Annotated in this window: 9 protein-coding genes; 2 read left to right on the top strand and 7 right to left on the bottom strand. The window is 68.4% G+C overall.

Annotated features, from left to right (window positions below; genetic code table 11):
- From F3J10_RS18715 to F3J10_RS18690, 6 genes are all read right to left on the bottom strand, one after another.
- The coding region (locus F3J10_RS18715; RefSeq protein ID WP_167242724.1) for a hypothetical protein at window positions 1-197 on the bottom strand (197 nt) is incomplete at its 3' end.
- On the bottom strand, window positions 194-1216 hold the full coding sequence (gene sbnB / locus F3J10_RS18710; protein WP_167230898.1) for a 2,3-diaminopropionate biosynthesis protein SbnB: 1023 nt from the start codon (window positions 1214-1216) through the stop codon (window positions 194-196). The genes sbnB and F3J10_RS18715, both read right to left, overlap by 4 nt.
- A 1-nt stretch (window position 1217) precedes the next feature.
- Window positions 1218-2237 carry a 2,3-diaminopropionate biosynthesis protein SbnA gene (gene sbnA / locus F3J10_RS18705; protein WP_025101838.1) on the bottom strand — a complete coding sequence of 340 codons (1020 nt, stop codon included), beginning with the start codon at window positions 2235-2237 and terminating at the stop codon, window positions 1218-1220.
- 92 nt (window positions 2238-2329) lie between these two features.
- Window positions 2330-4780, bottom strand: a complete 2451-nt coding sequence (locus F3J10_RS18700) for a TonB-dependent receptor (RefSeq protein WP_025101839.1) — start codon at window positions 4778-4780, stop codon at window positions 2330-2332.
- Between the two features lie 139 nt (window positions 4781-4919).
- Window positions 4920-5759, bottom strand: a complete 840-nt coding sequence (locus tag F3J10_RS18695) for a FecR domain-containing protein (protein ID WP_167242723.1) — start codon at window positions 5757-5759, stop codon at window positions 4920-4922.
- Window positions 5749-6306, bottom strand: coding sequence for an RNA polymerase sigma factor (locus F3J10_RS18690; protein WP_242411504.1), 558 nt, complete (start codon window positions 6304-6306; stop codon window positions 5749-5751). The genes F3J10_RS18695 and F3J10_RS18690 overlap by 11 nt, the downstream gene beginning before the upstream one ends.
- Window positions 6307-6478: 172 nt before the next feature.
- On the opposite strand from F3J10_RS18690, the gene F3J10_RS18685 reads away from it, so the two are divergent.
- Window positions 6479-6886 (top strand): hypothetical protein, encoded by a 408-nt coding sequence (locus F3J10_RS18685; RefSeq protein ID WP_167230904.1) that lies wholly within the window; start codon window positions 6479-6481, stop codon window positions 6884-6886.
- A gap of 101 nt (window positions 6887-6987) precedes the next feature.
- Here F3J10_RS18685 and F3J10_RS18680 read toward each other — a convergent pair whose 3' ends face one another.
- Window positions 6988-7272 (bottom strand): DUF4148 domain-containing protein, encoded by a 285-nt coding sequence (locus tag F3J10_RS18680; protein WP_167230946.1) that lies wholly within the window; start codon window positions 7270-7272, stop codon window positions 6988-6990.
- Window positions 7273-7527: 255 nt separating this feature from the next.
- On the opposite strand from F3J10_RS18680, the gene F3J10_RS18675 reads away from it, so the two are divergent.
- The gene (locus F3J10_RS18675) at window positions 7528-10722 is read left to right on the top strand and encodes an efflux RND transporter permease subunit (RefSeq protein WP_240155633.1); all 3195 of its coding nucleotides are present in this window, start codon (window positions 7528-7530) and stop codon (window positions 10720-10722) included.
- Window positions 10723-10754: the final 32 nt, after the last annotated feature.

Below are 10754 nucleotides of genomic sequence, written 5' to 3'. Positions count from 1 at the left end.
CGCCAGCCGGCCACGCGCCGTCCGCGCCAGACCAGCGAGCGCCCCGCCCCGAGCGGCACCGCCAGGCAGGCGCCGTGCCAGGCCGCTCGCTCGCGAAAACCGAAGGCGTTCTCGAGCCAGAGCGCATCGAACAGGTCCTGGGCCAGTCGGTGCTCGCCTTCGGCCTCGGCGCAGACCGCGATCGCGAGCTCGCTCATAGCAGGGCCAGCCGCGTGCCGACGCCGCGCTGTTGCGCGAGCCGGTAGAAGTGCCGCGCGCAGACCATGTCGTCGAGCGCCATTCCCATCGGATTGAGCAGGATGATCTCGTCGTCGTTCTCGCGGCCCGGACGCTCGCCGATCACGATCTCGCCCAGTTCGGCATGCAGCCGCTCGCGGCTGAAGCGCCCTTCGAGCACGAGCTGGTTGATGATCTTCTTCTCGCGGTTCGACTGCTCCCAGTCGTCGACCACGACCTTCTCCACGCGTTCGTACACGTCCTTGTGGACATCCATGATCGAGACGTTGCAGACGAAGGCGCCGCGCTGGATCCAGTCGAATTCGAGGTAGGGCGCGTCGGCCACGGTGCAGGTCACCACCACCTCGCCGCCGCGCACGGCGGCCTCGGCGCTGGGGGCCTCGTCGCAGGCCAGATGCGGGTAGCGCTCGCCGAGCCAGCATGCAAATGCCCGCATCGCCTCGGCCGAGAGGTCGAACACGCGGATCCGGCGGATCGAGTCGAACTGCTCGACCAGCGTCTGGATCTGCATCCGCGCGATCGGCCCGCAGCCGATGCAGGCGACCTCGGCGAAACCGGGCCGCGCCAGGTGGCGTGCCGCCACCGCGCTGATGGCCGCGGTGCGCATGCCGCTGATCAGGCCGCCCTCGAGGATCGCCAGCGGGTAATTCGTGTCGGCGTCGTTCAGCACGATCACCGCGCTGGCGCGCGCCAGGCCGTGGCGCGCCGGATTGTGCTGGCGGCTGCCGATCCACTTGAGCCCGGCAATCGGGTCCGCGCCGCCCACATAACACGGCATCGCGATGATGCGGTCGGCGATATGGTCGGCGCCGGGCCAGCGCAGATAGGGCTTGAGCGGCTGGACAAAGGCACGCCGCGCATGCAGCGCGAGGCCGTCGGCGATCGCGTCGACATAGGCTTGCGAGCGGTCGCCGCCGAGCGCGACGAGGTCTTGCCGGCCCAGGTAGAGCAAGCCGGTTTCGGTACGGGAATCGTGCATGTCAGTGAATCGCCTCGGACAGGGAAACGGGAAATGCCGCCTCGATCGGGGCGGCCGAATGACGGCGCGCGGCCGCGACACGCGCGAGCCAGGCATCGTCGTAGACGGTGTCGAGATAACGCTCGCCTCGATCGGGCAGCAGCGTGACGATGCGCGGGGGTCGCGCGGCGGCGGGCGCGCTCGCCAGCAGCCGCTCGATCGCCACCACCACCGCGCCCGACGAACCGCCCGCGAAGATCCCCTCGGCGGCCAGCAGCCGGCGGCAGCCGAGCGCCGCGTCGTGGTCGTCGACATGGATCACCTGGTCGATGTCGTCGCGGCACAGCAGTTCGGGCACGCGGCTCGCGCCGATTCCAGGCAGCTCGCGCGGCCCCGGCCTGGCGCCGAACAGCACCGAGCCGACCGCGTCGACACCGACCACGCGCAGCCCGGGCCAGGCTTCGCGCAGGCGCCGCGCGAGGCCGAGGATGGTGCCGGAGGTGCTGACGCCGAGCACCAGCAGGTCGGCCGGCTCGCCGAGCGCGCGCGCGATCTCGTCGCCCTCGCCATGGAAGTGGCTCTCCCAGTTGCGCGGATTGCCGTACTGGTTGATCCAGACCGCGCCCGGTTCCGCCGCGAGCAACTCGCGCACGCGGGCGATGCGCGTCTCCAGGTAGCCGCCCTGGCTGTCACGCTCGGTCACGCGCTCGATGCCGGCCCCGTAGGCGCGCAGGATCTGCAGGTTGGTCGACGAGATCTTCGGGTCGACCACGGCCGTGAAGCGCAGGCCCTTCACGCTGCACACCATCGCCAGCGCGATCGCGAGATTGCCCGACGAACTCTCGACCACATGCGCGCCGGGCGCGATGCTGCCGTCGGCGAGGCCGCGCTCGACGATGTAGCGCGCGGGCCTGTCCTTGATGCTGCCCGCCGGGTTCAGCATCTCGAGCTTGGCGAACACCTGCGCCCGCGGCCCGAACATGCGCCCGAGCCGCACCAGCGGCGTCGCGCCGATGCAATCCACGATGTCGTTTCCGATCATGCTTGCCTCCTGTTGAAAACGCTCAAAAAATAATGAGATTGCGTCTCATTACGAATCGAAACGGCAAGGCGCCCGATCGGCGCCCTGCCGGATTACCAGCGGTGCGTGTAGCTCGCGCTCAGGACCGCGCCGGCGGCGGGCAACCGGCTGGTGTTATTGCTGTTGCGCATGAGCTGGCTGTAGAGCGGCAGGTAGTAGCGGTTCAGCAGGTTCTCCACGCCGACGCCGAGCTTGTCCTGCTTGCTGATCTGCCAGGTCGACATCAGGTCGAGCGTGGTATAGCTCGCCACCTCGAGCCGGCCGAAGCCGATCTTGCCGTTGAGCCGGTAGTCGCGCGCCGCGTAGAAGGTGCCCTGCAGGCGGTTGCTCCAGCGCGGCGTGGGCCGGTACTCGAGATAGGCGGTGAGCTTGAGCGGCGGGATGCGATAGCCGGTCATGTCCTGGTAGTTGGCGCTGCCTTGCGGCCGCTCGCGGCCTTGCAGATACGTGGCCGTGCCGCCGATGCCCCACTTCTCGCTGGCGGACAGCCAGTCCACGCTGGCCTCCACGCCGGCGATCCGCTCGGCCGTGCGCGTCAGGATCAGGCCATTGTTGAAGCTCTGCACGTCGCCGAGCTCGGAGGTCGTGTAGAACAGCGCGAGCGTGCCGTCGGCCTGGTTGCCGAGGTTGCCGCGCCAGCCGATCTCGTAGTTGTTGGTCTTGACCGGCGCCAGGCTCGACGAGCCGATATCGAAGCCGGTGGTGGCGTTGCGCAGTTGCAGGCCGACGTCGGGAAGCTGGAAGCCCTGGCTGAACGAGGCATAGACCGTCTGCCCCGGGATCGGCGCATAGGACAGGCCCGCGTTGAACAGCCAGGCGCCGAAGCCGGTGGAGCCGCCCGGCACGCGATAGGGCCTGGCCGCACGCAGTTGCGAGAGCGGCGTGAAATCGTCGAAGCTCGCGCTGGCGTGCTCGTAGCGGATGCCGCCCTCGGCCGACCATCGCTCGTTGAACTTGTGCTGCAATTGCGCGAAGCCGCCGATGCTGCGCGTGGTCAGCGGCGGCAGGTACATCAGGCGCCCGGTCTTCTGGTAAACGAGGCCGCCGCTCGCATCGTAGGCCGCCGGCGAGAAGATGTCGTCCGGCATGTCGCTGCGTTCCTGGTTGAAGTCCGCGCCCCACAGCAGCTTGGTGCGCCTGGCCTGGTCGAGCGGCGTGGTGATCGTCAGGCGGCTGCCGAACACGGTCGAATCCTGCATCACCTGGTCGATGTTGTTGCCGCGCGTGGCGACCGCGCGCGCGTCGAAGGGCGCGAAGCGCGTGAAGTAATCCCGGTAGTAGAACTGCGTCGACACCGTGCTGCCGTACACGTCCTTGTTCTCGTACTGCAGGTTCAGGATGGTATTGCGGATGCGGTTCTGGTCGGCGAGCTGCAGCCCGTCGAGCGGCCGCGCCACCGCGGTGCCGGGCGGCAGCTTCGCCACCGAGGGGTCGCTGCCGACATGCGTGTCCTGCTTCGCGTCGTAGTGGCTGGCCGAGAACACGATGCGCTGGTTCGCGTCGATCCGCGCGCCGAGCTTGCCGCCCACGCTGTAGATGTCCGAATCGAACAGGTCGCCCTGGCTCGGCTCCGGCGCGATGCGATGCCCACGTGCGTCGTAGGAGCTGCCGACATGCTGGCCGCTGACGTTGAACTCGTAGTCGAGCGGACCGTGGCTGCCGCTGAAGAACTGCCGCAGGGTGCCGCCCAGGCCGCCGCTGCCCAGGTGCGACAGCGGCGTTTCCATCGAAAACGTGGTTTCGGCGCGCGGCGGGCCGCCCGCCGGCCGCGTCGTGACCGAGACGATGCCCCCCGTCGCGCCGCTGCCGTAGATCGCATTGCTGCCCCGCAGGACCTCGACCTTCTCGATGTCGTTCGGATCGATGTTGGCGAGGTTGCGAGCGGAATCGCGGTTGGTATTGAGCGGCACGCCGTCGACCAGCACCAGCACGTTGCGACCGCGCAGCGTCTGGCCATAGTCGGTAATGGTGTGGCTCGAATCGGCGAAGCCCGGCACCGCCTTGCTGAGTACCGTGGCCAGATTGTTCGAGCCGCCCTGGAGCTGCTGCAGCTCGGCGCGGTCGATCACGGTGGCCTGCCGCGTCGGACGCACCAGATCGCTGTGCGTGCGCTCCGTCGAGACCTCGATCGCGGCCAGTTCGGCGGCCGGCATCGGCGCACGCGCCGCGCCCGATGCGGCCGGCGCGATGTCGATCGTAAAGATATCGGCCGCCGTGGCCCGGGCCCGCAGCCCGGTGCCGGACAGCAGGCGCGCCAGCGCGTCGGCCGGCGCCATCTCCCCTTGCACGGCCTGGCTGGTGCGCGATTCGGCCAGCGACGGCGCGAACAGCAACTGCGTACCGGACTGGCGCGCGAATACATTGAGCGCGCGGTCGAGCCGCTGCGCGGGAATCTCGTAGCGCTGCGCCGCGCCCTGCCCCCAGGCGATGGCCGACACGCAAGTGCTTGCGAGCGCCACCGATACATATCGTCCGATCGCCAACCGGCGCCCCGTGAAACCCATTGCCGCCACTCCTCGCAGAATTGTTGAACACGTTCTACGAGGGTTGCCGGATCGGCCTCCCGGTTTGTTGACGTCCCGGTGAAAATATTTTTTGAGGAAACGGGAGAAACCGCCGGCGAGCCGAGCGCCGGCGGTCTGTCTAGCGACGCGCGATCAGGACGGCGCCGTCGGCCTGGTGCGTGACGCGCACCGGCAGCACACGCGGCAACAGGTCGATCAGGGTATCGACGTCGGCGCTGTTGAACTGGCCCGACAGCGTGAGCGCGGCCGCGTCGGGCGCTACCCGCACCGGCGCGGCGCGGTAGCGCTGGATCTCGGCGGCCACGCTCGGCAAGGGCGTGCGATCGAACCACAGGCGGCCCTGCACCCAGGCGAGCGAGTCCTCGTCCAGGGTTTGCACGGCCTCGATGCGACCGGCGGCCGTATCGAGCTCGACCTGCTGGCCGCGGCGCAGTTCGGCGGGCGGCTGGCCGGCCAGCGCGACGCTGACCGCGCCGCTTTGCACCCCCACCCGCGTGAGCGCCGCCTCGCGGCGCACCATGAACGCGGTACCGATATCGCGAATCACCGCGCCGCCGGCCAGCGTGATCAACGGGCGCAGCGCGGAATGCGCGACCTCGACGTAGGCCTCGCCACGCTCGACGACAAGCCGGCGCGAGCGCAGCCGCCATTCGACGCTCACGGCCGAGCCGGTATTGAGCACCACCCGGGTGCCGTCGGCGAGATGCCAGTCGCGATGCTCGCCGACTGCCGTATCCAGTTGCTCGACGCGATAGGCGGGATCGACGCGCCACGCCGCCACGCCGAGCACGGCGCACAAGGCCACGCCGCCGGCGGTGCGCCGCAGGGCACGGCGGCGGGACACCCGGCGGCGCACCACGTCGAGCGGATAGCGCTCGCGCAGCGCGCCGAGATAGTCGCCGAGGGCGTCCTCGGGCGGGTCGGCGGAATCGGTACGGCGGGAATGCTCAGGCTGCATCGTGATTCGACGTCGCGGTTCGCAACGGAGTTTGAAGGACCGGCGCCAGTGCAACCATCGCACGGGCGAGATGTTTGGCGACCATGTTACGTGAAATACGCAACTCGGCAGCCACTTCGTCCTGCGAAAGTTCATGCAGCTTATGGAGAATGAAGACCTCGCGACACCTGGCAGGCAGATCGTCGATTATCCGTTCCAGTTCGCGTACGGTTTGCTGGTAGGTCAAGACTTGCTCTCCGTCCACATCATCCGAACGAATATCCGGCGCAGCCAGACCGGTCAGGTCGACGTGGGTGGCACGAGCCTCCTCGCCGCGCCACCGATCGATCGCGCGATGGATCGACAAATGCCTGAGGAACGCCAGCGGCGTATGGATACGCTCGTCCGGCGGCCGCTGCAATAACTGCACGCAGACATCCTGCACCACGTCTCGTGCGAAGGCGCGGTCGCCAAAACGATGACGGACATGGTTCACCAGATCGTCGTAATGCTTGACCAGGGTACCGATCAGCGATGTGTCGGCGGCGTCGCGGGGCAGGCCAGTCACGTTCAGCGGAGAGCGAGAACCGCCCGTAATTGAGAATAATTCTCATTATTAATGCATGACTTGAACCTGTCAACGGTCTGTCAATTCGACAACCGGGCAGCCATAGCATCGCCACTGTTTCCGCCGTCCGCCGGGTGTCGCGCCCTATCGCACCTTACACAGACTCGAAGCCATGTCCCGCGTCTCGCTCCTTTCCCGTCTGCGGCCCTTGCATGGCCCGCGTCCCGCTTTCGGCGTCGCACCGCTCGATGCATGCCGCGCCGACCTGCTGGTCGCGTCACTGGCCGCACTCGCGGCACAATCAGCGATGTTGTTGTCGATCCTCTTGCTGGGCGTGCCCACTCGGGATTTCACCACCCCGCTCTTCCATCACCTCGTGCTGGCCTATCTGGTCGGCGCAACCGTGATCGTGCGCCGGCTCGCACGACACGCCTTCCACGCCGCAGTCGAGTCCGAGCGGGTTCGACTTTCCTCGACGCCAGAACCGCATGTCCAGGTTGACGATCCGTGTCCATTACGCGTCCTGGTTGTCCTCCATATCCATTTGCATCGGCAGCAACTCGGTCGCTTGGTTGACTAGCCCAGCGTGTCCCGGTTTCCATCGATGCCGCTCCCCGGCGGTGGGCAACCTCCGGAGGACGGCACTGCGGCCAGCATGGCGCGTCCAGGCTTGACGGCAGCTTAAGGCCGGCCTTCGGCCGCCGCGGTGCGCGTGCCCGATTCCGTGCTGCCCTGGTGCGCGATCGCATACAGCTCGCGATTGCGCGCGACCATCACCGCCGAAGGCGGGTATTGCGCATCCGTGGTCGGCACCACGCCGTCGCGCTGCGCGTCGATCAGTTGCGCGCGCACCTCGTCGCGCGTCAGTCCATTGTTGTCCACTTTCGCGAACGCCTGCGCGGACAGCGCGAGCGACGCGACGCATGCGGCGCAAGCGGCCGCGAACCAGCGAATTGCCTTGGGCATGGCTTTCCTCCAAATCGTCGATGGCAGGGTCGGGTCCGCCGGCGTTTCATGCCTCGAAGCCTGATCGGACCGCACGGCCATTCTGTGCGCCGCATCTTGCCGGCAGCTTGACCGCTCGATGACGAAATCGACATCCGCGCCGCATGACGATTTCGTCATGTTCGTGTCAGAACGCGGTGTCCACCGCGCCGCGACACTGGCGCCTGCCGTCGCGCCGTGCGCGCCGCCCCGCTTCTCCGACCGGAAGGAACCGCCATGTGGATCGTCCGGCTGGCCCTGCGCCGGCCCTATACCTTCGTCGTGCTCGCGCTGCTGATCGCGATCGCCGGCCCGCTCGCGATACTGCGCATGCCGACCGACATCTTTCCGAACATCGACATTCCCGTCGTCAGCATCGTCTGGCAGTACAACGGCTTCTCGGCCGAGGACATGGCGCACCGGATCACCTCGATCTACGAGCGCGCGCTCAGCTCCGACGTCGACGACATCGAGCACATCGAATCGCAGTCGCTGAACGGCGTCTCGGTGATCAAGGTGTTCTTCCATCCCGGCGCCGACATCAATCGCGCGATCTCGCAGACCGTCAGCAACGCCTCGTCGATCCTGCGCGTGCTGCCGCCCGGCACGCTGCCGCCGAACATCATCACCTACAGCGCCTCGACCGTGCCGATCCTGCAGCTCGGCTTGTCGAGCCACAGCCTGCCCGAGCAGCAGCTCTACGACCTCGGCAACAGCTTCATCCGCACCCAGCTCGCCACCGTCCAGGGCGCGGCGGTACCCTTGCCGTTCGGCGGCAAGGTCCGCTCGATCGTGGTCGATCTCGACTCGCGCGCGCTGCAGGCCAAGGGGCTCTCGCCGATCGACGTGGTCAATGCCGTCAACGCGCAGAACCTGATCCTGCCGGGCGGTTCGGCGAAGATCGGCGCGCGCGAGTACAACGTGGAGATGAACGGCAGCACGCAAACCATCGCCGCGCTGAACGACTTGCCCGTGAAGGCGCTCGGCGGCGGCGTGATCTACCTGCGCGACGTCGCCCACGTGCGCGACGGCTACGTGCCGCAGACCAACATCGTGCGCGCCGACGGCAAGCGCGCCGCGCTGCTGACGATCGAGAAGACCGGCAGCGCCTCGACGCTGTCGATCATCGGCCAGGTCAAGGCGCTGCTGCCGCAGATCGCCGCCGGCCTGCCCAAGGCGCTGAACATCACGCCGCTGGGCGACCAGTCGGTGTTCGTGAAATCGGCGATCCAGGGCGTGGTGCGCGAGGCGCTGATCGCCGCCTGCCTGACCGCGCTGATGATCCTGCTGTTCCTCGGCAGCTGGCGCGCGACGCTGATCATCGCGGTGTCGATCCCGCTGGCCGTGCTCAGCTCGCTGCTCGCGCTGGCGGCGCTGGGCCAGACCATCAACATCATGACCCTGGGCGGGCTCGCGCTGGCGGTGGGGATCCTGGTCGACGACGCGACCGTCGCGATCGAGAACATCACGCACCACCTCGAGCGCGGCGCGGTGCTCGAGGACGCGATCCTGACCGGCGCGGGCGAGATCGCCGTGCCGACCTTCGTCTCGACCCTGTCGATCTGCATCGTGTTCGCGCCGATGTTCCTGCTCACCGGCGTGGCGCGCTATCTGTTCGTGCCGATGGCGCAAGCCGTGATCTTCGCGATGGCCGCCTCCTACCTGCTGTCGCGCACCCTGGTGCCGACCCTCGCGATGTGGCTGCTGCACGCCCCCTCGGGCACGGCGCGCGGCCCGCTGGCGCGCTTCCAGCGAAGCTTCGAGCACCGTTTCGAGGCGCTGCGCGCGCGTTATCGCGGCCTGCTCGCCGGGGCGATCCGTCATCGCCGCGCGGTGATCTCCGGCTTCGCGCTGGCCTGCCTCGCTTCGTTCTCGCTGTTCGCGTTCGCCGGCCGCGACTTCTTCCCCGCCGTCGATACCGGCGAGATCCGCCTGCACCTGCGCGCGCCGACCGGCACCCGGATCGAACAAACCGCACGGCTCACCGACGAAGTGGAAGCGAGCATCCGAAGCGTGATTCCCCCGGATCGGATTGCCTCGATGCTCGACACTATCGGCGTGCCGGTCAGCGGCATCAATCTCAGCTACGACTCCAGCGGCGCGATCGGCACCGAGGACGCCACCGTGCTGATCACCCTGAAACCGGGCCATGCCCCGACCGCCGGCTACGTCGCGCGCCTGCGCAATACGCTGGGCGCAGCGTTCCCCGGTGTCGGCTTTGCCTTCCTGCCGGCCGATATCGTCAGCCAGATCCTCAATTTCGGGCTGCCCTCGCCGATCGACATCCAGATCGTCGGCAACCGGCTCGACGCCAACCGCGCCGTCGCGAACAGGTTGCTCGCGCAACTGCGCGGCGTGCCGGGGCTGGTGGACCCGCGTATCCAGCAGCCGGGCGACGAGCCCGCCATCCATGTCGAGGTCGATCGCACGCGAGCCATCCTGGCGGGCCTTCAGCAGCGCGACGTCTCGCAGAACCTGCTGATCGCGCTGTCAGGCAGTTCGCAGACCTCGCCGAACTTCTGGCTCGATCCGGCCAACGGCGTGAGCTACCCGATCACGATCGAGGCGCCGCAGTACGACATCGACTCGCTGCAGGCGCTCGCCAACCTGCCGATGCCCTCGCCCCAGCCCGGCGGCGCCGGGCCGGCCGGCGCCGCGGCGCGCAACCTGCTGGGCTCGCTCGGCAGCTTCTCGCGCGTCAGCCAGCAGGCCGTGGTTTCGCATTACAACGTGCAGCCGGTGCTCGACATCTATGCATCCGCGCAAGGGCGCGACCTGGGCGGCGTGGCCGCCGACGTGACCAAGCTGGTGAATGCCGCGCGCGCGCAATTGCCGCCGGGCTCGCGCATCGTGCTGCGGGGCCAGGTGCAGGCCATGAACGCTTCGTTCTCGGGGCTGCTGGCCGGGCTGCTGTTCGCGATCGGGCTGGTCTACCTGCTGATGGTGGTGAACTTCCAGTCCTGGCTCGATCCGGCCGTGATCGTCGCCGGCCTGCCCGCCTCGCTGGCCGGCATCGCCTGGATGCTGTTCGCCACGCACACCACCCTGTCGGTACCCGCGCTGACCGGGACCATCCTCTGCGTCGGCATCGCGACCGCCAACAGCATCCTGGTGGTCAATGCCGCGCGTGAGCTGCTGCGCGAAGGCACGCCGCCCTGGCAGGCGGCGCTGGAGGCCGGCTTCACGCGCTTCCGGCCGGTGGTGATGACCGCGCTCGCGATGTTGATCGGCATGTTGCCGATGGCGCTCGGCCTGGGCGACGGCGGCGAGCAGAACGCGCCACTGGGCCGCGCCGTGATCGGCGGGCTTGCGTTCGGCACGCTGTCGACCCTGCTGTTCGTGCCGGTGATGTTCGGCCTGGCCCACCGCCGGCTCGCCGGTTGCGGCGCCAAGGCGGCACCGACCGACGCGACCGCTACCGACGCCCACTGAGCCGCCCCCTGTCCACCGCCATCCACTCGATC

Source organism: Burkholderia sp. Cy-637 (assembly GCF_011753175.1).
Taxonomy (GTDB): domain Bacteria; phylum Pseudomonadota; class Gammaproteobacteria; order Burkholderiales; family Burkholderiaceae; genus Burkholderia; species Burkholderia gladioli.
This window is presented reverse-complemented; position numbering and strand designations above follow the sequence as displayed.

Bases quoted from the DNA above. Each gene is read 5' to 3' on its own strand.
- F3J10_RS18685 (WP_167230904.1), top strand. From the start codon at position 6,479: ATGTCCCGCGTCTCGCTCCTTTCCCGTCTGCGGCCCTTGCATGGCCCG.
- F3J10_RS18680 (WP_167230946.1), bottom strand. From the start codon at position 7,272: ATGCCCAAGGCAATTCGCTGGTTCGCGGCCGCTTGCGCCGCATGCGTC.
- F3J10_RS18700 (WP_025101839.1), bottom strand. From the start codon at position 4,780: ATGGGTTTCACGGGGCGCCGGTTGGCGATCGGACGATATGTATCGGTG.
- F3J10_RS18695 (WP_167242723.1), bottom strand. From the start codon at position 5,759: ATGCAGCCTGAGCATTCCCGCCGTACCGATTCCGCCGACCCGCCCGAG.
- sbnA (WP_025101838.1), bottom strand. From the start codon at position 2,237: ATGATCGGAAACGACATCGTGGATTGCATCGGCGCGACGCCGCTGGTG.
- sbnB (WP_167230898.1), bottom strand. From the start codon at position 1,216: ATGCACGATTCCCGTACCGAAACCGGCTTGCTCTACCTGGGCCGGCAA.
- F3J10_RS18675 (WP_240155633.1), top strand. From the start codon at position 7,528: ATGTGGATCGTCCGGCTGGCCCTGCGCCGGCCCTATACCTTCGTCGTG.